The organism is Jatrophihabitans sp., assembly GCF_035474675.1.
Lineage (GTDB): Bacteria > Actinomycetota > Actinomycetes > Mycobacteriales > Jatrophihabitantaceae > Jatrophihabitans_A.
The window spans coordinates 1-24,310 of record NZ_DATINC010000004.1; the positions used below are offsets into that span (position 1 = coordinate 1).

16 protein-coding genes and 2 pseudogenes are annotated in these 24,310 nt (G+C 73.0%); 12 read left to right on the plus strand and 6 right to left on the minus strand.

The genetic code is table 11. The features are described from left to right. From VLJ82_RS00210 to polA, 5 genes and pseudogenes are all read left to right on the plus strand, one after another. Nucleotides 1-439 (plus strand): annotated as a pseudogene (locus tag VLJ82_RS00210) (ABC transporter ATP-binding protein); the annotation flags it as partial. Next, nucleotides 436-1,155: an ABC transporter ATP-binding protein gene (locus VLJ82_RS00215; protein ID WP_408661307.1), complete on the plus strand. Its 720-nt coding sequence runs from the start codon at nt 436-438 to the stop codon at nt 1,153-1,155. The pseudogene VLJ82_RS00210 and the gene VLJ82_RS00215, both read left to right, overlap by 4 nt. A gap of 204 nt (nt 1,156-1,359) precedes the next feature. Next, nucleotides 1,360-1,944: a GNAT family N-acetyltransferase gene (locus VLJ82_RS00220; protein WP_408661308.1), complete on the plus strand. Its 585-nt coding sequence runs from the start codon at nt 1,360-1,362 to the stop codon at nt 1,942-1,944. A 20-nt stretch (nt 1,945-1,964) separates the two neighbouring features. Next, a complete protein-coding gene (locus VLJ82_RS00225; protein ID WP_408661330.1) occupies nt 1,965-2,393 on the plus strand; it encodes a PaaI family thioesterase in 429 nt (142 codons plus the stop codon). Between the two features lie 55 nt (nt 2,394-2,448). Beyond that, nucleotides 2,449-5,181: a DNA polymerase I gene (gene polA / locus VLJ82_RS00230; RefSeq protein WP_408661309.1), complete on the plus strand. Its 2,733-nt coding sequence runs from the start codon at nt 2,449-2,451 to the stop codon at nt 5,179-5,181. Between the two features lie 140 nt (nt 5,182-5,321). Here polA and VLJ82_RS00235 read toward each other — a convergent pair whose 3' ends face one another. Further along, nucleotides 5,322-6,089 carry a class I SAM-dependent methyltransferase gene (locus tag VLJ82_RS00235; protein WP_408661310.1) on the minus strand — a complete coding sequence of 256 codons (768 nt, stop codon included), beginning with the start codon at nt 6,087-6,089 and terminating at the stop codon, nt 5,322-5,324. A gap of 111 nt (nt 6,090-6,200) precedes the next feature. Here VLJ82_RS00235 and VLJ82_RS00240 point away from each other — a divergent pair, with 111 nt between their 5' ends. Next, on the plus strand, nt 6,201-7,652 hold the full coding sequence (locus tag VLJ82_RS00240; protein ID WP_408661311.1) for a DUF6351 family protein: 1,452 nt from the start codon (nt 6,201-6,203) through the stop codon (nt 7,650-7,652). Here VLJ82_RS00240 and VLJ82_RS00245 read toward each other — a convergent pair. Continuing rightward, on the minus strand, nt 7,625-8,902 hold the full coding sequence (locus VLJ82_RS00245; protein ID WP_408661312.1) for a hypothetical protein: 1,278 nt from the start codon (nt 8,900-8,902) through the stop codon (nt 7,625-7,627). The two genes, VLJ82_RS00240 and VLJ82_RS00245, sit on opposite strands and share 28 nt — an antisense overlap. Nucleotides 8,903-9,117: 215 nt before the next feature. Here VLJ82_RS00245 and VLJ82_RS00250 point away from each other — a divergent pair, with 215 nt between their 5' ends. After that, nucleotides 9,118-10,842 carry a hypothetical protein gene (locus VLJ82_RS00250; protein WP_408661313.1) on the plus strand — a complete coding sequence of 575 codons (1,725 nt, stop codon included), beginning with the start codon at nt 9,118-9,120 and terminating at the stop codon, nt 10,840-10,842. Between the two features lie 67 nt (nt 10,843-10,909). Next, entirely contained in the window at nt 10,910-11,056 is a 147-nt protein-coding gene (locus VLJ82_RS00255) for a DUF2613 family protein (protein WP_408661314.1), read from the plus strand. On the opposite strand, the gene VLJ82_RS00260 is transcribed toward VLJ82_RS00255, so the two are convergent. Beyond that, a complete protein-coding gene (locus VLJ82_RS00260; RefSeq protein WP_408661315.1) occupies nt 11,041-12,171 on the minus strand; it encodes a glycosyltransferase family 4 protein in 1,131 nt (376 codons plus the stop codon). The two genes, VLJ82_RS00255 and VLJ82_RS00260, sit on opposite strands and share 16 nt — an antisense overlap. A 137-nt stretch (nt 12,172-12,308) precedes the next feature. On the opposite strand from VLJ82_RS00260, the gene VLJ82_RS00265 reads away from it, so the two are divergent. Both VLJ82_RS00265 and VLJ82_RS00270 read left to right on the plus strand, forming a co-directional pair. Beyond that, nucleotides 12,309-13,043 carry a class I SAM-dependent methyltransferase gene (locus VLJ82_RS00265; protein ID WP_408661316.1) on the plus strand — a complete coding sequence of 245 codons (735 nt, stop codon included), beginning with the start codon at nt 12,309-12,311 and terminating at the stop codon, nt 13,041-13,043. Next, the gene (locus VLJ82_RS00270; protein ID WP_408661317.1) at nt 13,040-17,317 is read left to right on the plus strand and encodes an alpha-(1->3)-arabinofuranosyltransferase domain-containing protein; all 4,278 of its coding nucleotides are present in this window, start codon (nt 13,040-13,042) and stop codon (nt 17,315-17,317) included. The genes VLJ82_RS00265 and VLJ82_RS00270 overlap by 4 nt, the downstream gene beginning before the upstream one ends. An 8-nt stretch (nt 17,318-17,325) precedes the next feature. Here the strand turns inward: VLJ82_RS00270 and VLJ82_RS00275 are convergent. Both VLJ82_RS00275 and VLJ82_RS00280 read right to left on the minus strand, forming a co-directional pair. Further along, a pseudogene (locus VLJ82_RS00275) lies at nt 17,326-18,477 on the minus strand (acyltransferase family protein); the annotation flags it as partial. After that, entirely contained in the window at nt 18,474-20,474 is a 2,001-nt protein-coding gene (locus tag VLJ82_RS00280; RefSeq protein ID WP_408661318.1) for a hypothetical protein, read from the minus strand. The gene VLJ82_RS00280 and the pseudogene VLJ82_RS00275, both read right to left, overlap by 4 nt. Before the next feature lie 231 nt (nt 20,475-20,705). Between VLJ82_RS00280 and VLJ82_RS00285 the strand changes: the two genes are divergently transcribed. Next, on the plus strand, nt 20,706-21,653 hold the full coding sequence (locus VLJ82_RS00285) for a DUF3068 domain-containing protein (protein WP_408661319.1): 948 nt from the start codon (nt 20,706-20,708) through the stop codon (nt 21,651-21,653). Nucleotides 21,654-21,751: 98 nt separating this feature from the next. Here VLJ82_RS00285 and VLJ82_RS00290 read toward each other — a convergent pair whose 3' ends face one another. Continuing rightward, complete coding sequence (locus VLJ82_RS00290) at nt 21,752-22,678, minus strand: class I SAM-dependent methyltransferase (RefSeq protein WP_408661320.1); 927 nt, start codon at nt 22,676-22,678, stop codon at nt 21,752-21,754. 124 nt (nt 22,679-22,802) lie between these two features. Here VLJ82_RS00290 and rpsA point away from each other — a divergent pair, with 124 nt between their 5' ends. Then, nucleotides 22,803-24,263 carry a 30S ribosomal protein S1 gene (gene rpsA / locus VLJ82_RS00295; protein ID WP_408661321.1) on the plus strand — a complete coding sequence of 487 codons (1,461 nt, stop codon included), beginning with the start codon at nt 22,803-22,805 and terminating at the stop codon, nt 24,261-24,263. The last annotated feature ends 47 nt before the right edge of the window (nt 24,264-24,310 follow it).

The window sequence follows — 24,310 nt, forward strand, 5'->3', positions numbered from 1 at the left end:
CTACGGCGAGCAGCGCCGGCTGGAGATCGCCCGGGCGCTGGGCACCTCGCCCGGGGTGATCCTGCTGGACGAGCCGGCGGCCGGCACCAACCCGGCCGAGAAGCGGGAGCTGGCCACCCTGATCCAGAGCATCAACGTCGACGACGACATCAGCGTGCTGCTCATCGAGCACGACATGAAGCTGGTGATGTCGATCGCGCACCGGATCATCGTGCTCAACTTCGGCCAGAAGATCGCCGAGGGCAGCCCCGAGCAGATCCAGCGCAACCCGGAAGTGATCGCGGCCTACCTGGGCACCTCGGCCGACGAGGTCGACGCGGCCGACCTCGACCAGCCCGAGCTGCGCCGCATCGACACCGACGTCTCGCTGGACGAGCTGGTCGGGCAGACGCCGGACGCCAGCACCGAAGCAGACGACAGAGGGGAGTTGCCGCGGTGAGCGCCCTGCTGCAGGTCGAGGACATCGAGGTGCGCTACGGCGCGATCAGGGCGCTCAAGGGTGTCAGCTTCGAGGTCCACGAGGGGGAGGTGGTCGCCCTGCTCGGTGCCAACGGCGCCGGCAAGACCACCACCCAGAAGACGGTCTCGGGCATGCTGCAACCGGCGCTCGGGCAGATCCTGTTCGACGGCGAGCGGATCGACGGGATCCCGGCTCACAAGCTGATCAGCATGGGCATCTGCCACGTGCCCGAGGGCCGCCGGGTGTTCCCCCGGATGACCGTGCAGGAGAACCTGGAGATGGGGGCGTTCCGGTTCAAGAAGCCGGACGCGCAGGTGTTCAAGCGCGTGCTGGAGCTGTTCCCCAGGCTGGGTGAGCGGATCAAGCAGCACGCCGGAACCCTGTCCGGCGGCGAGCAGCAGATGCTGGCCATCGGCCGGGCGCTGATGGGCAAGCCGCGGCTGCTGCTGCTGGACGAACCGTCGATGGGCCTGGCCCCGCTGATCGTCAAGCAGATCTTCGACATCGTCCGGGAGATCAACTCCAGCGGGGTGACCGTGCTGATCGTGGAGCAGAATGCGGCCCAGGCGCTCGGACTGGCCAACCGCGGCTACGTGCTGGAGACCGGCGAGATCGTGCTCACCGGGACCGGCCGCGAGCTGCTGGCCGACGACCGGGTCCGGGCCGCCTATCTGGGGGAGGAGATCGCCTCCTAGGCCTGGCCGTCCTGTTGCCGCCTGGCGGTGACCGGCACCCCTGCTGGTCACCGCCGGTAACGGCTGCGGTCACGGGCAGTTTTCTCTTTGGCAATACTCTCCGTTGCCCTGTCGAACCGGGCGGGTGCACGCTAATGTGCGTTCGGGTTTGAACGTTGAACAAACCCACCCAGCGCCAGGACCACCGTCAGATCGGGAGCGGATGTGTCGAGAGGAAACCTGCGGATCAGACCAGCCGTTCCCTCAGACATCACCGAACTGATCGCCCTCACCGTCGACAACGGGGTCACCGAGCACATCGGCCGGCGCGGCCGGCGCGGCGACCCGCACTCGCTCGCCGACCGCTACCGCGAGCTGCTGGCCGACCTCGACCGGCTGGTGCTGGTGGCGGTGGACGAGGCCAGCAAGCAGCTGGTCGGCTTCGCGGTGCTGGTCGAGGAGCAGATCGGCGTGCTGGCGCCGGCCGCCACCCTCTACATCTCCCATCTGCTGGTGGCGCCCGCCTTCCGCCGGCGCGGTGCCGGCCGGGCCCTGCTCACCGGCGCGGTCCGGCATGCCGAGGACCGCGAGATCAACCACGTGGTGGTCGCGGTGCAGGCCGGTGCCCGCGACGCCAACCGCTACCTCGCCCGGCTGGGCTTCGCGCCGCTGGTGGTCCGCCGGATCGCCTCGGTGGCCACCCTGCGCCGCAGCCTGGGCATCGCCGACACCCTGGACCGGGTGACGCTTCGCCGCCGCCGCACTGTGCGCGGGGTCATCCCCGGCCGTGTGGTAGGCAGAGGGGCATGATCACACCCGCACAGCAGGGCATGCTGGACGACTTCGCCAAGCGGTGGGGCGGCACCGGCGAGCAGCTGATCGAGCGGATGGGCATCGAGGTCGTCGACTTCGACCCGCACCACCTGGTCGCCACCATGCCGGTGGCCGGCAACCGCCAGCCGTACGGGCTGCTGCACGGCGGCGCGTCCGCGGTGCTGGCCGAGACCGTCGGCTCGTACGCGGCGGCGCTGCTGGCCGGGCCCGATCACATCGCCGTCGGCGTCGAGCTCAGCTGCAGCCACCACCGGGCGGCCGCCCGGGGCGAGGTCACCGCGGTCTGCACCCCGATCCACGTCGGGCGCACCCTGTCGGTGTTCGAGATCGTGATCACCGGCGAGGACGGCCGCCGCACCTGCACCGCTCGGCTCAGCTGCGCCATCCGGCCGGCCCACCAGGCGGGGCTGGCCGTCCCGGTCTGAGCGAGCTTCGGGGGCGGTCTGCGGGCCGGCTCCGGCCGGGCGGGGCTGTCGGAGGATGGGCCTAGACTCAGCCAGCGTGACAGCCACCGCTACCGCCACGCCCCGACTGCTGCTCATCGACGGTCACTCGATCGCCTACCGGGCCTTCTACGCGCTGCCGGTCGAGAACTTCAACACCCGGGCGGGGCAGCCGACCAACGCGGTGTTCGGGTTCACCTCGATGCTGATCAACCTGCTCCGCGACGAGGAGCCCACCCACCTGGCGGTGGCCTTCGACGTCAGCCGGCAGACCTTCCGCAGCGAGTCCTACCCGGAGTACAAGGCCAACCGGACCAGCACCCCGCAGCCGTTCCAGGGCCAGCTGTCGCTGATCCAGGAGGTGCTCTCGGCGCTGCGCATCCCGATGCTGTCGGTGCCCGGCTACGAGGCCGACGACGTGATCGCCACCCTCACCACCGAGGCGTGCGGGCACGGCATGCAGGTGCTGATCTGCACCGGCGACCGGGACGCGCTGCAGCTGGTGAACAGCCAGGTCACCGTGCTGTACCCGCGCAAGGGCGTCTCGGACCTGACCCGGTTCACCCCGGAGGCGGTGGCGGCCAAGTACGACCTGAGCCCGGCCCAGTACCCGGACTTCGCCGCGCTGCGCGGTGACCCCAGCGACAACCTGCCAGGCATCGCCGGGGTGGGGGAGAAGACCGCCGCCAAGTGGATCCGGGACTTCGGCTCGCTGGAGCAGCTGGTGCAGCGGGTCGACGAGGTCAAGGGCAAGGTCGGCGACGCGTTGCGCGAGAACCTCGGCTCGGTGCTGCGCAACGCCCAGCTGACCCGGCTGGTGCGCGACCTCGACCTCGACCTCGGCGTCAGCGAGCTCAGCCGCCAGCAGTGGGACCGCGACGAGGTGCACAAGCTGTTCGACAACCTGGAGTTCCGGGTGTTGCGGGAGCGGCTGTTCGCCACCCTGGCCGCGCCCGAGCCGGAGGCGTCGGAGGGCTTCGAGGTCGACGTGCTGCGGCTCGGGCCAGACCAGGTGGCCGGCTTCCTGGCCGAGCACGCCGCCGACGGCCGCCGGGTGGGGGTGTCCTTCGGCGGCACCTGGGGCCGCGGCACCGGCACCCTGAACTCGGTGACGCTGGCCTGCGCCGACGGCACCGCCGGCTGGATCGACGTCGCGGAGCTGACCGCCGCCGACGACAAGGCGCTGGCCGGCTGGCTGGCCGACGAGGACGCGGCCAAGGCCTGCCACGACATCAAGGGCCCGGTGCTGGCGCTGGCCCAGCAGGGCTGGAAGCTGGCCGGCGTCAGCTCGGACACCCAGCTGGCCGCCTACCTGGTGCAGCCGGGCCAGCGGACCTTCGACCTGGCCGATCTGGCGCTGCGCTACCTCAAGCGGGAACTGCGCGACGAGTCCGACCCGGAGTCCGGCCAGCTCACCCTGGAAGGCGGGCTGGAGGAGTCCGACAACGCCCGGGCCCAGGCCGAGGCGGTCCGGGCCTCGGCGATCCGCGACCTGGCCGACGCCCTCGACACGGAGCTGGCCGCCCGCGGCGGCGCGGCCCTGCTCGCCGACCTGGAACTGCCGCTGACGTTCGTGCTGGCCGACATCGAGGCCACCGGCATCGCCGTCGACGTCGAGCACCTCACCGAGCTGCAGTCCGAGCTCGGCGCCGGGGTGGCCCAGGCCGAGACGGAGGCGCACGCACTGGTCGGCCGCCGGTTCAACCTCGGCTCGCCCAAGCAGTTGCAGCAGATCCTGTTCGAGGAACTGAACCTGCCCAAGACCAAGCGGACCAAGACCGGCTACACCACCGACGCCGATGCGCTGGCCTGGCTGGCCGAGGCCAGCGACAACCCGCTGCTGCCCTGGTTGCTGCGCCACCGCGAGGTCACCCGGCTCAAGTCGGTGGTCGACGCGCTGATCCCGATGGTGGACGAGCTGGGCCGGGTGCACACCACCTTCAACCAGACCATCGCCGCGACCGGCCGGCTGTCCAGTGTGGACCCGAACCTGCAGAACATCCCGGTGCGGACCGCGGAGGGCCGCCGGATCCGGCAGGCGTTCGTGGTCGGCAGCCGCCCGCCGGGTGCCTACGAGTCGCTGATGACCGCCGACTACAGCCAGATCGAGATGCGGATCATGGCGCACCTGTCGGCCGACGCGGGCCTGATCGAGGCCTTCACGTCCGGTGAGGACCTGCACACCTTCGTCGCCGCCCGCGCCTTCGACGTCCCGTTGGAGCAGGTGGACGTCGACCTGCGCCGCCGGATCAAGGCGATGAGCTACGGCCTGGCCTACGGCCTGTCCGCCTACGGCCTGGCACAGCAGCTCAAGATCACTCCGGACGAGGCCAAGGGCCAGATGGAGGCGTACTTCGCCCGCTTCGGCGGGGTGCGCGACTACCTCTACTCGGTGGTCGACGAGGCCCGCCGGACCGGCTACACCGAGACCATCATGGGACGCCGGCGCTACCTGCCGGACCTGAACTCCGACAACCGGCAGCGTCGTGAGATGGCCGAGCGGATGGCGCTCAACGCCCCGATCCAGGGCAGCGCCGCCGACATCATCAAGGTGGCGATGCTGGGCGTGCAGCGCTCGCTGCGCGAGGCGGGGCTGGCCTCCCGGCTGCTGCTGCAGGTGCACGACGAACTCGTCCTCGAGGTCGGCACCGGTGAGCGGGAGCAGTTGGAGGAGCTGGTGCGGCGCGAGATGGCGGCCGCGGTGCAGCTGACCGTGGAACTCGACGTCAGCGTCGGGGTGGGCCCGCACTGGGACGCCGCCGCACACTGAGCCGGCGTGGCCGGGTTCCGTGTGTGTGATAGTCACCGGTCGCCGGGGCAGCCGCTGGGTATCACACACGAGCGGGGCGACCGTCCGGACAGGCGTCCGGCCCGGACAGGCGACCGGCGCGCCGGATCAGTACGGGCTGCTCAGTATGGGTCGGCCCGGTCGGCGTGCCCGACCAGCCGGGCCAGCGGGTACAGCCGCAGCCGCAGCAGCACCTTGATGCCCACGTTGCGCAGCCACCACGGCAGCTCCGCCAGGATGCGCAACCGGTCGGCCCGGGTCACCGGCGCACCCGCCGGCGCGACCTCGAACCTGGCCAGCGAGCCGGTCCGGTCCAGGTAGCGCAGCCGCGAGCCGGCCAGCACGTGCCGCAGCAGGCCGAGCGTGACGCCGATCGAGGAGTAGGCGTCGTGGATGCACAGCCGGCCGCCGGCGGGGAGGAACTCGCTCCACCGCAGGTCGTCCGACAGCGTCCAGTAGTCGTGCTTGCCGTCGATGTAGAGGAAGTCGATCGGCTCGGTCCAGGACGGCCGCAGCTCGGTGCTCTTCGCCTGGCGCAACTCGACCCGCTCGGCCACCCCGGCGCGGTCCAGGTTGGCCAGGAACTTCTCCCGGGTGGCCAGCCCGCCGAACATGGCGCCGCCGACGAACGGGTCGACGGCCACCACCCGGGCCTGCGGCGCGGCCGCGGCCAGCACCACCGTCGAGCGGCCCTGGTGGCTGCCGATCTCGACGATCACGCCGCCGGGCGGCACGGCGCGCGCCTCATGCCACAGGGTGGCGGCCTGCGCCTCGGTCAGCCATCCGCCGATCTCGCGGACCTGCCGGCAGACGGCGTCGAAGCCGGGCTCGGCCGGCGGCGGCTGTTCGGCGGACGGGGCCGCGCCGGGCGGCGGCTGTTCTGCGGGCACCGCTGGACAGTACGGCAGGCCGGCCCGGTGTCGGTGCGCCCTGCCGGACCGGCACACCCCGACATGCCGGCTTGCCGACATTTCCCACCCGCTGTGGTGTTGGATGTCGGCATGCCCGTACCTCGTCTCCGCGGTGGCGCCGTTCCGGCCGCCGGCGTCGCCCTTGCACTGCTGCTGTCCGGCTGCGCGGACACCTCGACCCCGTTGTCCGAGCGCCAGCAGCAGGTGCGCGCGACCGACGCCAACGTCAAGATGACCGACTGCGCCTCGGAGTGCGCCGGTGAGATCGACGGCGCGAAGTACGCCATCAAGCTGCCGCAGCGCTGGAACGGCACCCTGTTGCTGTACTCGCACGGTTACCGGTTCGCCGCCCCCGCGCCGCCGAACTTCGACCCGGTCGAGACCCAGGCCCAGGTCAGCTCCACCGACACCGACGGCAGCGGCTCCGACCAGCTGAGCACCAGCCTGCTCGCGGCCGGCTACGCCCTGGCCGGCTCGTCCTACAAGTCCAACGGCTGGGCGGTGGCCGACGGGGTCAAGGCCGGCACCGACCTGCGCGACAAGTTCGTCAAGCTGGTCGGCACCCCGAAGCGCACCTACGTCTGGGGTGACTCGCTGGGCGGCCTGGTGACCCAGCTGATCGCCGAGACCCACCCGGACTGGGTGGACGGCGCCGCGCCGATGTGCGGCGTGCTGGCCGGCCCGAACTACAACTTCGACGCCGCGCTGGACGTCGCGTTCGCGGTGAAGACGCTGATCGACCCGCAGCTCAAGCTGACTGGCTACACCAGCCAGGAGGACGCCAGCGCGAACTGGCAGCACGCCGCGGCGGCGGTGCAGAAGGCGGCGGCCGACACCGCCGGCGGCGGCACCGGCAAGGCGATGTTCATCGCGTCCCTGGTGGACGCCCCGACCGAGACCGCCACCTACGACGGCCACGACCTGCCCTCGCAGGTCAAGGCCCGGGTCGAGGCGCTGCTCACCGCGCTGGCCTTCGGCACCAGCGGCCGGTACGAGCTGGAGCAGCGGGTCGGCGGCAACCCCTCCGACAACTCCGCCGCCGACTACGCCGGCCGGATCGACACCGCCGAGGCCAGCCTGATCAGCACGGTGGGCGGCGACGTGGCGGCGATGCAGAAGCAGCTGGCGGACGCGCCGCGGGTGACGGCCGACCCGGCCGCGCGGTCGGCGTTCGAGGAGCTGGGCGACCCCACCGGCAAGCTCACCGTGCCGACGGTGACCATGCACACCGAGCAGGACCCGCTGGTGCTGGTGCAGAACGAGACCGTCTTCGCCGGCCGGGTGCGTGCCGAGCAGCGGTCCGGTCAGCTGGTGCAGCTCTACATCAAGCCGCCGGCGACCTACTCCGAGACTGACAAGGCACCGTACGGCGCCGGGCACTGCCGGTTCTCCGACGGCCAGCGCCTCGGCCTGGTCAAGGTGCTCGACGACTGGGTGCGCCGGTCGATCTACCCGAGCCCGGCCGGGTCGGCCGGCGTGATCGGCGAGGGGATCGACCCGGCGTACGTGCCCGGTCAGTGGCCGGTCGCCGAGTCCAGCTGAGCGGTGGGCTGGCCGGGCCCGGCGGACTGCCGGTAGCGGGGTGCCAGCCGCAGCAGCACCGCGGCGGCGGCGATCAGCAGATTCAGCCCGGCCATCAGCGCGATCACCAGCCGCACCGACGGGTGCGGTCCCAGGCTGAGCGCCAGCACCGCCTCACCGGCCACGCCCGCCCAGATCAGCGCGGTCACCATCACGTTGCGTACCGCCAGGCCCGCCACCAGGGTGAACTGCAGCACCGCCAGGCAGCTGCCGAGCAGCGCGAACAGCCAGGCGTCGGCGCGCAGTTGCGGGTAGCTGCCGCCGCCCACCACGCCGGTCACCGGGCCACCGAGCAGCCAGCTGCCGGTGACCAGGGCCAGGCCCAGGCCGGCCAGTCCCGCCACGGCGCGGGCGAACACCCGGTGGTGGCGGTCGGTGTCGGTGAGGGAGGCGAACAGCACGTTGGCCACCGACTGGGGTAGCCACAGGCTGGCCTTGGTGAGCACCGAGCCCGCTGCGTAGACCGCGGCGGCCGGCGTGCTGAGCACGTGCCGGGCCAGCAGCACGTCGCTGACGCTGAGCAGCAGGAACACCCCGTAGGCATGCGAGGCATGGCTGGCCTCGACCACCACCGACAGCAGCGGCCGGTGCCGTAGGGACGGCCGCTGCGAAGAGGCCTGCTGCGAGGGGGCCTGCTCTTCAGCCGGCCGGCGCGAGAACAGCCCAGGCGAGGGCCGGCGCAGCTCCGGCAGCGCCAGCACGCAGCCGGCCGCCGGCAGGCTCACCCCGACGGCCAGCGCGGCGACCGCCGAGGTGCTGGTGCCGCCGGCCAGCAACCCGGCCAGGCCCGCGCCGGAACGTCCGGCGGTGCCGACGAAGGTCGCCACCGCGAGGCCCGTCAGCCGCTGCTCGCCCTGCCAGACGCCCTGGCACAGGCCCTGCAGCGCCGTCCCCGGCATGGACAGCGCCACCAGCAGCGGCCCGGCGGGTCCCGGCAGGTGCAGGAAGGCCACCAGCGCCGGCGACAGCACCGCGATCAGCGCCGCGGCCGCCAGCCCGACCAGGCTGCCGGCTGCCAGCAGCCCGTCCGCCGTGCCGGTGGCCACCCGCCGTGCCGCGACCGCCTGCAGCGCGAAGGACGGCACCGAGCCGATCAGCAGCAGGTTCAGCAGCGTCACCAGCTCGCCGTAGTCGGCGGTGTTGAGCCGGCGGGCGGCGGCCAGCAGCAGCAGGTAGCTCAGCGCGTTGCCGAGCCAGCCGGCCACCGTCACGCCGAGCAGGCCACGGGCACCCGGCGCCGGTTCGGTTGCGGGGGGTCCTTCGGCGGGGAGCCGGCCGGCTCGGCGGAACGGCAGTGCCCGGTTGGCCACGCCTCGTCCAGCCTCTCTGCCCAGGTAACGGCTACAGTCTCCGCGGCCGACCGGTTCGCCGGCGGCACGCCACACTGAGCGTAACGACCGCCGCCGGGCGGGCGAGAGGAGCGGCGGTGCGGGCGGACACCCGGTCGGGACTGCTGGCCGGCTGCTGGGTGCTCGCGCTGAGCGTCCTGCTGCTGTGGCCGCAGCGGCTGGCCGGCTACGGGCTGGGCCACGACATGGTGTTCACGCCGCACCAGCCGCTGACCTGGCAGTCGGTCGGGCTGGGCTCCACCGCGCCGCGGGCGGTGCCGCTGGACGCCCTGGTGGCACTGGCCAGCCGGGCGCTCGACGGCGCGCTGCTGGGCCGGATCGCGCTGCTGGTGCCGCTGCTGCTGGCCGGCGTGGGATGCGCCCGGCTGTTGCGACCGCAATCGCTGCCGGCGGTGCTGGCGGTGTCCGGGTTCGCGGTGTGGAACCCGTACGTGGTGGAGCGGCTGGCGCTGGGCCAGTGGGCGCTGCTGTGGGCCTACGGGGCGCTGCCGTGGCTGGTCCGAGCCGCCTGGCGGCTCCGTACCACCCCCGGCTGGCTGCCTACCGCCGCCCTGCTGGGCTGGCTGGCCTGCTGCGCGATCACCCCCACCGGCGCGCTGGTCGGGGCCGGCGTCGCGGTCGGGGTGGCCGGCTCCCGGCAGCTGCGCCGGCTGGCGCCGGTGCTGGCCGCCGCGCTGCTGGTGCAACTGCCCTGGCTGGTGCCCGCCCTCACCTCACCGGCCGGCGCCACCAGCGACCCGCGCGGGGTGGCCGCCTTCGCGGCCCGTTCCGAGCGACCGGGCGGCGCACTGGCGAGCCTGCTGGGCCTGGGCGGCATCTGGAGCGCCGACGTCACCCCGGCCAGCCGGGCCGGCCTGCTCGGCTACCTCGGCACGGCGGCGGTACTGGCCGCGTTGGTCGTCGGGCTGCCGGAGCTGCGGGCCCGGCTGGGCTCTCGGCTGCAGTGGCGGCTGGTGCTGCTGGGCCTGGCCGGGCTGCTGCTGGTGGCCGCCGGCAGCCTGCCGGGGCTGGCCGCCGCACTGCGCTGGGCGGTCCGCGAGCTGCCCGGGGCCGGCCTGCTGCGCGACGGGCAGAAGTGGCTGATGCCGTTCGTCCTGCTGGCGGTGCTGAGCGCCGGGGCCGCGGTGCAGCGGCTGACCGCGTGGCTGGCCGGCCGGGTGCCCGGCTGGCCGGTGCTGCTGGCGGCACTGGCGCTGCCGCTGGCGTTGCTGCCGGACGCCCTGGCCACCCTGCGGGCACCGCTGAGCCCGGTGCACTACCCGGCCGGCTGGCAGCAGGCCGCCGATCAGGTGCGCGGCTCGCGGGATGCGGTGCTGGTGCTGCCGTTCGGCTCCTACCGTGCCTATCCCTGGGCGCCAGGCCGGACGGTGCTGGACCCGGCGCCGCGCTGGCTGCCGGCCGAGACGGTGGTCGACGACCGGCTGGCGGTTTCCGGGGTGCTGCTGAACGGCGAGGACCCGGCAGCCGCCCGGGTGGCGGCGCTGCTGACGGCCCGGCCGGACGCCGAGCAGCTCGCCGCGGGGCTGGCCGGGCAGGGGATCGGCTGGGTGCTCCGGGAGACGGACACGCCCGGGCCCGCGCTGCCGGACCTGGCGGGCCTGCGCCCGGTGCTCACCGGTAGCGCGGTCGAGCTGTACCGGGTGCCGGGACCGATCGCCCGCCCAGCGGAACGGGCCGGCCGCCGCTGGGTGGTGCTAGGCGTGGACTCGGCGGTCGCCGCGGCAGTGCTCGCCGCGCTCGCCGCGACGGCACTGTCGAACCGCCGCCTGTTCAGGGGGAGTAAGCGCTACACTCGCCGGTAACATCGCGCCCGCCGCGGGTGCAACGCGGTTCTGGCTGCAACAGCGATCACAGCTCGTAAGGAGTGCAGTGGGCAAGCTTATCTCGGTGGTGCTCGCCGCCATCGTCGGCGCATTGCTGGCCGGAACCGCCGTGACCGGCCTGGTGTCCTCGGCGACCCAGGCGCCCAAGCACAACCCGGCCAGCGCCCCGATCGTCTCCTATGGCAACCGCTGATCCGGACGGTCCATCAGCAGGTGCTCGAACGCCTCCGCTGAGCGCCGCCAGCCGAAGCTGTGCGCCCGGTTGCGGGCCTTCTTTCCCATCGCCAGCCGGGCCTCGGTGTCGGTCAGCAGTGCCTGACACTGGCTGACCATCTCCTCCAGGTCCGCCACCAGCACGCCGGTCTCGCCGTCCACGATGGACTCGGTCACCCCGCCGGCGGACGAGTAGGCGATCGCCGGCACCGACCGGGCGGCAGCCTCCATGATCGCGATGCCCCAGCCCTCCTTCACCGAGGGTGCCAACATCAGCCAGCTGGCATCGAGCAGCGCGTCCCGCTCGGCGTCGCTGACCTGGCCGTGGAAGGTGACCAGATCGCTCACCCCGAGCGCCTCGGCGGCGGCCACCAGCTCCGCCGCCCACCAGCCCGAGCCGATCACGTCCAGCCGCAGGTCGGGGATGGCCGGGTGCAGCCGGGCCATCAGCTGCAGGGCGTGCTCGACCTGCTTGTGCGGCACCAGCCGGCCCAGCACGCAGATCCGCGGGGTGGCCGAGCGCGGCTGCAGCCGGGACGGGTGCGGCACGTCGATGCCGTTGCACACCACCGAGATCCGGTCCGGGTCGATGCCGAGCCCGGCCAGGTCGTTGCGGCTGGACTGCGAGACGGTGATGTAGGGCTGCCGCCGGTACAGCCGGGGCGCCAGCCACGACTCCACCCACCAGCCGATCCGGCCGCGCACGCCGGGGTAGATGATCTGCCACTGCTCGCGGTGCACGTGGTGCACCAGCACGTGCAGGTGGTGGCGGCGCACCAGTGACGCCGCGAACGGAATGCCGTTGTGGACGTCGACGACGATGTCGGTGCGCCGGCCGGCCCGGCTGAGCAGGTAGGCCAGGCCGTGCGCGTAGACGCCGAGCCGGCCGCCCCGGCGGCGGAACCGGACGCCGTCGCATACCTCGTCGGCCGGGCCGTTGGGGTGCGCGGCGCAGCAGATCGTCACCTGGTGGCCGCGGGCGGCCAGCCAGCGCGCCATGTGCTCGACGTAGACCTCGGAGCCGCCGCCGTCGGGATGGCTGGTGTCCCGCCACACCAGAAAGGTGATGCGGCGCGGCGTCCTCGACAGTTCCATTGCTCCCCGACCGGTGAAAAACGGTTACCGGAGAGTAGCCGATGCGGCCGGCCGGCGAGCGGGATCGCGCCCGTTCGGTGGCCCGCGCCCGGGTGCCGGGTTCGTGCCCACCGGCGCGCCCCAGGTACCGTTCGCTGGTGCGCGCCCACTCCCGCCGGCCCCCGCGGGCGAGCCTGCGCCGCTCGTTCCGGCTGTTCCGGCTGTTCCTGGTCGAGCAGACCAGGCCGGCCGACTTCTACTCGGCGTTGGCCGACGACGCGGTGCGGCAACTGGCCGGCTGGGTGGAGCTGTCCGGCGCCCGGGTGCTCGACGTCGGCGGCGGGCCCGGGTACTTCGCGCGCGCCTTCGGCCAGGCCGGCGCCCGCTACGTCGGGGTGGAGCTCGACATCGGCGGCGACCTGCCGGCGGAGGGCTTCGCGGTGTGCGCCTCGGGCTACGCGCTGCCGATCCGCTCCGGGTCGGTGGACGTCGCCTACAGCTCGAACGTGGTGGAGCACCTGGGGCGGCCCTGGCGGATGGCTGACGAGCTGGTGCGGGTCACCAAGCCCGGCGGCACGGTGTTCGTCTCGTTCACGCCGTGGCTGTCGCCGTGGGGTGGCCACGAGACCGCACCGTGGCACTACCTCGGCGGGGACTACGCCCGGCGGCGTTACCTGCGCCGGACGGGTCACGAGCCGAAGAACGCCTTCGGCCGGTCGCTGTTCGGGCACCGGGTCAGCCAGGCGCTGGCCTGGGCGCGCACCCACCCGGACGCCGAGCTGGTGGCCGCCTTTCCCCGTTACCATCCGTGGTGGGCGTGCTGGCTGGTACGGGTTCCGGTCCTTCGCGAGGTCGCGCTCTGGAATCTGGCGATGGTGCTGCGCAAGCGATGACTGCCTCCCTGGCGCCGGGCACGGACGGCACGGCGCTGCCCGATCCGAGCCGGCCTGCCGCACCCCCGGCGGTGCAACGGCTCCGGCTGATCACCATCTGCCTCGGACTGGTGCTGCTGGTGTTCAGCCAGAGCGCCGGCTACACCGCGGCCGACACCAAGCTGGACCTGGTGGTGGATCCGCTGCGCTTCCTGCGCCGGTCCCTGACACTGTGGGATCCGCTGGGAGCCGCCGGCCAGCTGCAGAACCAGGCCTACGGCTACCTGTTCCCGATGGGGCCCTTCTTCGCGCTGGGCAAGCTCCTCGGGCTGCCGGCCTGGGTGGTGCAGCGAAGCTGGGAGTCCGCGCTCGTGCTGGCGGCCTTCCTGGGGATGCTCCGGCTGGCCAGGTTGCTGGGGGTGTCGGCGTTCTGGCCGAAGGTGGCCGCCGGCCTGACCTATGCCCTGGCGCCGAGGATGCTCAGCGAGCTCGGCTCGATCTCCTCCGAGCTGATGCCGGTGGCCGCCCTGCCGTGGATCCTGATCCCGTTGGTGGCCGGCTCGGAACGGGGTTCGCCGCGGCGGGCCGGCGCGCTCGCCGGGGTCGCCCTGCTGTTCGCCGGCGGGGTCAACGCCGCCGCCACCCTGGCGGTGCTGCCGGTTCCGGTGTTGTGGCTGCTCACCCGGCAGCCCGGCCGGCGGCGCCGGCAGCTGATGCTCTGGTTCGGCGTGTCGGTGGTGCTGGCATCGGCCTGGTGGGCGATCCCGTTGCTGCTGCTGGGCCGCTACAGCCCGCCGTTCCTGGACTGGATCGAGTCGAGCCAGGTGACCACCGGCGTCACCAGCCTGATCGGGTCGCTGCGCGGGGTGGACCACTGGCAGGCCTACCTCGGTCCAGGAGTCTGGCCGGCCGGCTGGATCCTGGTGGCAGTGCCCGCCGTCGTGCTGGCCACCACCGCGGTCGCCGCGGCCGGGCTGGCAGGCATCGCCCGCCGCGACCAGCCGCACCGGGCGTTCGCGATCGGCTGCCTGCTGCTCGGGCTGGTCTGCGTGACGATGGGCTACCTGGCCACCGTCGGACCGCCGGCCGGTGCCGCGCTGCGGAGCCTGCTGGACGGGCCGCTCAACGCCTTCCGCAACGTCCACAAGTTCGACCCGCTGATCCGGCTGCCGATCGCGCTCGGCGTCGGCTGGCTGCTGAACCGGCTGCGGCTGCCGGCCCGCTGGCAACCGCGGTGGCGTGGCATGGTGCTGGACCTGCGGCCGCGGCCGCTGGCCGCCTTGCTGGCCCTGTCGATCGCCGCGCTCGCGGTGGCCCCGGCGATCACCAACAGCCTGGTGCCGGCACCCCGGGGGGTGACCGAGGCAAGCTGGTGGCGCGAGACCGGCGCCTGGCTGGGCGCTCACTCCGGGGCCGGCCGGTCGCTGGTGGTGCCGGGCGCGTCCAGGCCGGTGTACCTGTGGGGCGCCACGGTGGACGACGCGTTGCAACCGGTGGCCACCGCCCCGTGGACGGTCCGCGACGGCATTCCGCTGGCGTCGGCCGGCTACATCCGGCTGCTCGACGACCTCACGGTGCGGCTGTCTGCCGGCCGCCGCGACGACGACCTGCCGGTGCTGCTGGCCAGGGCCGGGATCAGGTACCTGGTGGTGCGCAACGACCTGGACACGGTCGCCTCCGGGTCGGCGAACCCGGCGTTCGTGCACGCCAGCATCGCCGCGACCCCCGGGTTCACCGCGGTGGCCGACTTCGGCGCCGCGCGGGTGAACGGGCTGGACCGGGCGCATCTGGTCGATGTCGGCGCGACCGTGACCAGGCCGGCGGTGCAGGTGTACGAGGTTGCCGGCTGGTCCGGCATGGTAGGTCTGCTGCCCGCCGCCGGCCTGGTGCGCGCGACCGGCTCGGCCGACCAGCTCGGCCCGCTCGTCTCGGCCGGGCTCGGGACCGACGCGCCGGTGCTGTTCGGCTCCGACGGGCGGGACACCGGCGCGGCCGGACTGAACGTCGCGACCGACGGCATCCGGCGCCGGGAGGCGAGCTTCGGCCAGCCCGGCGGGCTGTCGGCGACGCTGACCGGCTCGCAGCCCTACCGCCAGTCCCGGGCCGCGCAGGACTACCTGCCGGCCACGCCGGGACCGCTGTCGAGCGTGGCCTACGGCGGCGGCCTCTCCGACGTCCGGGCGTCCTCCTCTGGCGCGGACGCCGGCGCGCTGGTCAACCCCGGCCCGGCCAACGGGCCGTGGTCGGCGCTGGACGGCGATCCCGCGACGGCATGGAAGAGCAGCGCGCTCACCGGCGGCGTCAACCAGTGGCTGTCGGTGCAACTGAGCCAGCCGATCTCGACGTCGACCGTGGAGATCGCCTTCGCGGCCGGGCTGGGCGGTTACCCGAACCGGGTGCGGGTCAGCACCGACGCCGGCACGTTGGACGCCGACGTCACTGCCGGCCCGTTCGGGCAGCGCCTCGCGTTGCCGGCCGGTCCCACCCAGAACCTTCGCATCACGGTGCTGTCGGTGACGCCGGGCACCGGCTCGGTGGGGCTGGCGACGCTGACCGTTCCCGGCCTCTCGCCGTTCCGGACGTTGCAGGTGCCCACCAGCGGCACCCCCGACCTGCTGGTCTTCGCCACCGAGGCCGGCGGCCGGCCCAGCTGCCTGACGGTGGCCGGCCGGGCGGCCTGCGACCCGATGTTCGCCGCCGCCGGCGAGAGCGACGGGGTGATCGACCGGACGTTCGACCTGGCCGGCGGGCAGCGCTACCGGCTGGCGGCCACCGTGCTGCCCGCGCCGGGCCCGGCGCTCGATCGTCTGCTGGACGCCGGCCGCGCCGTCACCGCGACCGCGTCCACGGTGGATGACCCGGATCCGCGGGAGCGGCCCGGCGCGGCGGTGGACGGCGACCCGACGACCAGCTGGGTGGCCCGGGCCGGTGACCTGAAACCGTCGCTGACCCTGGACCTGGGCCGGCCGCGGACGATCTCGACCCTGCGGTTGCAGACCGACCCCGACAGCCCCAGTGCCCGGCCCGAGCAGGTGGTGGTGCGGGTCGCGGACAAGCAGTGGTCCCTGCCGGTGCCCGAGGACGGGGTGCTGACGCTTCCCGAGCCGACCTCGTCGCGGACGGTGCGGATCTCGGTGGCCCGGGCCGAGCTGCGCCTGACGACCAGCACCCTGTACGGCACACCGCGGTTCCTGCCGGCCGGCATCGCCGAGATCGCCGTTAACGGCCGGACCGAACCGCGCGCGACCGGGGAGGTGCGGCTGGACTGCTCGGCCGGGCTCGCCGCACTGGTCGACGGCGTCCGGGTGCCGTTGCAGGTCGGCGCCTCCCGCGAGCAGCTGCTCACCGGCGCGCCGCTGCGGGCGGCCGCCTGCGGCGCCGAGGTGGCCCTGGCGCCCGGCCGGCACCGGGTCCAGCTCGGCCGGTCGGCCCTGACCGCCGGGTCGGAGCTGGTGCTGTCCCGGGCCGGGCTGACCCTGCCGCAGCAGGCGGCCGGCGCGAGCGCGGGTGTCGTCACGCCGCTGGTCTGGCATCCGACCCGCCGGACGGTACGGGTGAGCACGAGTGCCGCGGCGCTGCTGGTGATCCGGGAGAACGCCAACGCCGGCTGGCAGGCCAGCCTCGACGGCCGGCGACTCAAGGCGGTGCGGCTGGACGGCTGGCAACAGGGCTTCGAGCTGCCGGCCGCGGCCAACGGCGTGGTCCGGCTGCACTACGCCCCGCAGGCCGGCTTCCAGGCCGGACTGGTGCTGGGCCTGCTGGCCGCGCTCGGGCTGTGCTGGCTGGCCTGGCGCAGGCCGGGCCCGCAAGCAGCCCCGCAAGGCTCGGAAAGCCCGGAAGCCCTGCAAGGCCCGCAACCGACCGGTGAGCCCACCGCGGGGGCCCTCGCCGAACGCGATGTGCCGCCGGCCCTGGTCACCGCCACGGCGGTGCTGGCGGCCTTCGTCCTGACCGGGCTGATCGGGCTGGTGGCGGTCGCCGCGGCGCTGGCGGTGCGTGCGCTGGCGGCGCGCCGGCGGCTGGCGCTGCCGGCCTGGTCGGTGGCGGTCGGGGTCTGCCTGGCCGGTGCCGCCGAGGCCTGGCACCCGGCCCAGGACCCGCACCCGCTCGCCGGCTCGCCGTGGGCTCAGACGCTGTGCGTGCTCGCGGTCTGCCTCACGGTGGTCGGGCTCGGCCGGCCCCGCCAGGACGAGTCGGAGAACCGGCGCAGCAACGGTCGCTCCACCAGGTACCAGGACGCGGTGCCGAGCACCGTGGCCGAGACGGTGGTGACCAGGAAGAACGTCGTGAAGTGACCCTGGAAGATCGGGATGCCCGACTCGCGCTGGAAGAAGATCAGCACCGGTAGGTGCCACAGGTAGACGCCGTAGGAGATCCGGCCGAGGAACCGGGCCGGGGCGCTGCCGAGGATCGCGGCGATGAGGTTGTCCGCACCGAGGGTCAGCGGCAGCATCATGAACAGCACCACCAGCAGCTGCAGCAGGTTCTTGGTGAGGTGCTGCCAGGCGGTGGGCACGTTGAGGTCCAGCGGTCCCGCGGTCGGCAGGGTGAGCAGCCAGTACAGCACCAGCGCGGTCAGCCAGCACTGGCCCGGCGCGCCGGCCCACTGGCTGAGGGTGGAGCGCAGCCGGGGCAGCGCCCGGCACTCGGCCGGTACCGCGGACAGCACTGCCAGCAGCATGCCGGTGGCGAACCAGTCGATGATGCCGGGCAGCCACTTGGTGGCCTCGTACCCCAGTGCCGGCACCGAGAAGGTCAGCACCTGCCAGGCCACGCTGGCCAGCAGGATCGAGGCGACCATCCGGAACTGGCCGATCAGCAGTTGCTCGGTGCTGCGGTTCGGCCGGCGCAGCGTCCGGGCGAGCAGCGGGACCACCACGTACAGCGAGACCTCGGCGGCCAGGGTCCACAGGTGGCTCATCGAGGAGTTGTGGTCATGGCCGTCGTAGATCTGGGTCATCGTGAGGTAGGACCACCAGTCCTCGGCGGTCCTGGGATGCGATCCCAGCAGCCCCAGCGTCACGATCACGGTCAGCCAGTACGCGGGCAGCACCCGGACGGCGCGGCGCCAGTAGAAGCTGCCGGTCCGCGGCCGGTCGCGGTTGCCGAACGCCTGCACCACGAACGGGCGGTAGAGCAGGAAGCCCGACAGCATCAGGAAGATCGGGACCGCGGTGTCCAGCCGGGACAGCCACGGGGCGACCGGCCCGACGCCGAAGGCGCGTCCGGACTCGAACCCGACGTGGGTGCCGATCACCGCGTAGCAGGCCAGCGCCCGCATCCCGTCCAGCGCGGGGAACCGCTGGTTCACGCCCTGCCGGCCCGCCCGCCGGTGCCCGGCTGCCCGCGCGGCACCGTCCGGCGCGGGGCTGTCCGGTGCGCGGCCGTCCGGCGCGCGGCCGTCCGGTGCGGGGCTGTCGGGTGCGCGGCTGTCCGATGCGCGATGGTCCGTCATCTGGCGGCCAGGGCGACGGGGAAGCCGACCACCACGGCTCCGATGCAGACGTTGGCGTCCAGGCTGTCGCTGCGCACCAGCAGCGTCCGCGGCGCGGCCAGCGGCAGCCGGAGGTAGAGGTTGGCCAGCGGGTTGCCGAACAGGGTCCGGTCACCGGCGACCGGGGCAATCGACTTGCCGGCGGAGTCGCGGACCGACAGGTACAGGACCGTGTTCTGCTGCTGGTAGTAGCTGATCTTGACGAAGTACTCGTTGACGCCCGGCTGGGCCGACAGCGGGATGGTCCAGGTGCCGGCTCCCCGGATCAGGGCGGTGCACGGGGTGCGCGGACGCTGCACCCCCTCGGCGACCGGGTACAGCCCGGCCGGGGCCAGCCGACCGTCGGGCCGGACCAGCAGCGGCTCGGTGGCGGAGTCGTCGAACCGGGCCGGCACCCCGGCCAGGGCCAGCACGTCGGAGACGTGGTTGGCGTCGGAGACGAATGCCAGCACCGAGGACGGCACCCGGGTGTCCCACAGGTTCACGTTCGGCCCGGCTGCCCGTACCGACGCCTCCAGCGTGCTCACGTACCGCTTGGCCGGGTTCTGCGACCACCGGTGCCCGAAGCTCTGATAGCTGACCAGGGACGAGACCAGCAACAGCACCGCGCCGACGGCGACCAGCCAGGTCCGCCGTCGACCGGCCGGCCTCGACCCGGACGGCGCGGCTCCCGCGGACCGTGCGACCCCTTCCGATCGGGCGACCCCTTCCGATCGGACACCTTCGTCGGACCGCGCCGTTCTTTCCGACCGGGCAGCCGCTTCCGAGCGCGCGGCCTGCCCGGCCGGCGAGGCGCAACCGGCCCGGACGGCGAGTTCGGCCGGGTCGCTCGGCAGCAGGCAGAGCGCCAGCGCCAGCGCGGCCGGCACCGCCAGCGGAAACGCGTAGTTGTAGGAGCGCGCGGTGAGATCGCCGAAGACCTGGAACCGCCCGTAGGCCACCAGCAGGGTGCTCAGCACGAAGGTGAGCACCGGCAGCGACCAGGCCAGCAGCGTCCGGTACCCGGTCCGGCGCCACCCGATCACCAGCACCACCAGCAGGCCGAGCTGGGCGAGGATCGCCAGGACTTTCGGCGGATCGGCGAGCGGGAAGTACACCTCGGCGGTGTAGAACCAGTGCCAGGGACCGCCGAACAGTGCCGGCACCACGGCGTCCAGCCACCCGATCCGCAGCACCTTCCAGGCCGCCGCCGGGCTGAGCGAGCGTCCCGAGCCGCCGTAGGGCCCGGTCAGGAACAGCGCCAGCCAGGCCAGCAGGGCAACCGCCAGGATCAGCCAGCCCGGCCAGCGACGCAGGCTCGCGCGCAGCCGCTGCCCCGGCGTCCCGGCATGCGCGAAGCCCAGCGACAGGATCGGCAACAGCAGCACGGTGAGCGCCGACAGTTCCCAGAACGACGTCGCGCCGAGCAGGCACAGCGCGCAGCCCACCGCCGGACGCAGCCCGCCGGTGACGGCGTAGCGCAGGTGCAGGTCGATCGCCAGGATCACTAGCAGCTGCGCGGTCAACAGGTCCACCGACGTGGTCAGCCACACCGAGCCCGGCAGCAGCAGCAGTCCGAAGGCGTACCAGCCGGTCACCAGCAGCGCTCCCGGCCGGCGCCCGACCAGCAGCACGATGAGGCGGTACAGCAGCAGGGTCGCTGCGGCCTGCAGCAGCAGCCGGGCCAGGATCGTGACGCCGTAGTCGAGCCCGGTGAACCGGTTCAACAGCCAGAAGACCAACCGCAGCCCCGGGACGAAGTGATCGTTCACCGGCACCGACAGGTAACTCCAGCGCAGCGGCTGGCCGGTCGCGGCCGCCAGGTAGCTCAGGTCGTCGCCGTAGAACCACCCCCGGTGCGCCAGTAGGCCCAGCCAGGCCGCCTGGGCGAGCACCAGGACCCCGAGGGTCACCGCGTACCAGTCGAAGGACAGTTCGATCCGGGCCGGGGACCGGTGGCGCGTGGTGGCCGCCGTCATACCGCCGGCACCCTGGTCCGGCGCCGGGCGGTCGGGAACGGACGGTGCGTCCTGCGCTGCGGCAGCCGGGTAGCCGCGTGCCTCGTCGTGCCGGCCGAGGGCGAGGCCTCCACGCGAACTCCCTCCGACGGCTGCTGGCAACGCAGATTGTTACGCGCTGATGCTACGGAGCTGCCCTACTCGCTGGTAGCGTCCGGCCAACCGTTCGCACACTGTAAGGGGACGCAAGCCGTGCGCAAGATCCTGGTAGCCGTTCTGGTCGGCCTCGGCGTGTTCGGCCTGGTGGCGGCCGGCCTGTTCCGGTTCTACGCCCCGTCCCGGGCCGAGAAGACCCCGCTGGACTTAGACGTCATCCAGGTCGCCACCGGCCCGGCGAAGCTGCTCAACGCCAGCACCGGCCAGCTGGAGGACCTGGCGTTCAAGGCCACCCGGCGGGTCCGCACCGACTCGGCCGCCTCGGACTCGAAGGTGACGGTGGTGCAGGAGACGCTGTGCATCGTCAAGGACATCGACAACCCGCCGGAGTGCCTCGACGCCCAGGACCCGCAGCACCGGCTGGTCAGCTTCACCACCGACCGGGTGGCCGCCGACCGCCGGACCGCCCAGTCGGTCAACGACCCCAAGTACCACACCAACATCGACGGCGACGCCACGGCCACCCACACCGGCCTGACCTACAAGTGGCCCTTCCACGCCAAGAAGACCAGCTACAAGTTCTTCGACCCGATCTCGCGGCAGGCGCCGGACGCCCGGTTCATCGGCACCGAGAAGCTCAAGGGCATGACCATGTACAAGTACGAGGCGGTCATCGACAAGATGGACCTGCCGGTCGGCCCGGACATCCCCGGCAGCTACGCCGACACCCGCACGGTATGGGTGGAGCCGACCACCGGCGCCATCGTCAAGGGCGTGGAGCACCAGCAGCGCTGGCTGGCCGACGGCACCCAGGCGCTGGACACCACCCTGACCTTCGACCAGGACGCCATCGACTTCCAGGCCAAGCAGGCCAGCGACGGCCGGTCCCAGATCCGGATGCTGACGGTGATCCTGCCGCTGGTGCTGCTGCTGGTCGGCCTGGCCGCGCTGGTCGGGGCGGTCGCGCTCTACCGTCGCGACGGTGGCGACGGGCACCGGGCCAGCGCCGGTCAGCCGCCGGTCGCGGTCGGCCAGCCCCGCTGAGCGGCAGCCGGCCCGCCGCTGAGCAGTAGCCGCCTGGCCCGCTGACGAGGTCCGGCCCGCCGGAAGGTCCGCCTCAGCCAGCAGCCGGGAGGTCCGCCTCAGCCGGCCAGCCGGCTGACGAAGATCGCGGTGCCGGGCAGCAGCCGGCCGCGCAGCGGTGACCACTGTCCCCACTCCTGCTCCAGGCCTTCCGGCCACTCCGGCTCGATCAGGTCCTCGAGCCGGAAGCCGGCCGCCACCAGCTCCCGGATCCGGTCGCCCAGCGTCCGGTGCTGCTCGACGTAGGTGGCCTGCCCGGCGGCGTCGAACTCGACGTACGGGCTGCGGTCGAAGTAGGACATCGTCGCGGTCAGCCCATCCGGGCCGGGGGAGTCGGGAAAGGCCCAGCGCACCGGGTGGCTGACCGCGAACACCCACCGCCCGCCCGGCCGCAGCACCCGGGCCACCTCGGCCATCACCGCGGCCGAGTCGGCCACGAACGGGATCGCGCCGAACGCGCTGAAGGCCAGGTCGAACGAGCCGCCGGCGAACGGCAGGCACTGGGCGTCGGCCTGCACCAGCGGCACCGGGGTGCCGGTCGCGGCCCCGGCCGCCACCGCGTGCCGCAGCATGCCGGCCGAGACGTCCAGGGCCACCGGATGCGCGCCCTGGCCGGCCAGCCAGCGCGAGCACATCGCCGAGCCCGCGCCCACCTCCAGCACCCGGCGGCCGGTCAGGGAGCCCGCCGGGCCGAGCAGCCGGACCTGCTCCTCGCGCAGCCCCTCCGGGCCCCAGACGAAGTCGGCGATGCCGAGGAAGTCGCCGTGCTCGGCATGGTAGTCGTCGGCGTCGGCGTCCCACCAGCGCCGGCCGGCCCGGGCCGACTCGGCGGGCCCGACCGCCCGCCGGGCGACGCCGACCGTGCCGAGTACGGATTCGGTGCCCACCTGCAGAAATGTAGCCCGTACCGTAACCGGCGGATTTCCGCCGACACCGGGCCCTGGAGTAGGCTGTGAGCCTGCGGAACAGGTCTGTGGCCTCGACATGGAGCAGGTCACTCCTCCACCTCTTGCTCGGCATCGAACTGCTGGATACCGAACGCTCGTCGGAGCTGGAAGAAAGGGGGCCCGTCTCGCACCCCACCGGCAACTGTCAGGACCTACCTACTACATGACGTCCACAATCGATCCGACCACCCGCACCGCCCCGCAGGTTGCAGTCAACGACATCGGCTCCGCCGAAGATTTCATGGCGGCAATCGATTCCACCATCAAGTACTTCAACGACGGCGACATCGTCGAAGGCACCATCGTCAAGGTCGACCGGGACGAGGTCCTGCTCGACCTCGGTTACAAGACCGAAGGTGTCATCCCCTCCCGCGAGCTGTCCATCAAGCACGACGTCGACCCGTCCGAGGTCGTTTCCGTGGGCGATGAGATCGAGGCCCTGGTCCTGCAGAAGGAGGACAAGGAGGGCCGGCTGATCCTGTCCAAGAAGCGCGCCCAGTACGAGCGCGCCTGGGGCACGATCGAGGAGAAGAAGGAACGCGACGAGGTCGTCGAGGGCACCGTCATCGAGGTGGTCAAGGGCGGCCTGATCATCGACATCGGCCTGCGCGGCTTCCTGCCGGCCTCGCTGGTGGAGATGCGCCGGGTGCGCGACCTGCAGCCGTACGTGGGCAAGGTGCTCGAGGCCAAGATCATCGAGCTGGACAAGAACCGCAACAACGTGGTGCTCTCGCGCCGCGCCTGGCTGGAGCAGACCCAGTCCGAGGTCCGCAGCGACTTCCTGAACAAGCTGGCCAAGGGCCAGGTGCGCACCGGCGTGGTGTCCTCGATCGTCAACTTCGGCGCCTTCGTCGACCTCGGCGGCGTGGACGGCCTGGTGCACGTCTCGGAGCTGTCCTGGAAGCACATCGACCACCCGTCCGAGGTGGTCGAGGTCGGCCAGGAGGTCACCGTCGAGGTGCTCGACATCGACCTCGACCGCGAGCGGGTGTCGCTGTCGCTCAAGGCGACCCAGGAGGACCCGTGGCGGCAGTTCGCCCGGACCCACGCCATCGGCCAGGTGGTGCCCGGCAAGGTCACCAAGCTGGTTCCGTTCGGTGCGTTCGTGCGGGTGCAGGACGGCATCGAGGGCCTGGTGCACATCTCCGAGCTCGCCGAGCGGCACGTCGAGATCCCGGAGCAGGTCGTCAACGTCGGCGACGAGCTGATGGTCAAGGTCATCGACATCGACCTGGAGCGCCGGCGGATCTCGCTGTCGCTCAAGCAGGCCAACGAGGGCTCGCTGGCCGAGGAGAGCTTCGACCCGTCGCAGTACGGCATGGAGGCCCAGTACAACGACAAGGGCGAGTACATCTACCCGGAGGGCTTCGACCCCGAGACCCAGGAGTGGCTGCCGGGTTACGAGGAGCAGCGCGAGGCCTGGGAGCGGCGCTACGCGGCGGCCCGGGAGCGGTTCGAGGCGCACAAGCGGCAGCTCGAGGGTGCCCAGCGCGCCGACGCCGAGGCTGCCATCGAGACCGGCGAGGCCACCTCGTACTCCTCGGAGGCACCGGCCGACACCAGCGGCACGCTGGCCTCGGACGAGGCGCTGGCGGCGCTGCGCGAGAAGCTGGCCGGTCGCTGATCCGGTTCTGAAACAAGGCACACAGCAGGCCCGGGAGGTTCGCCTCC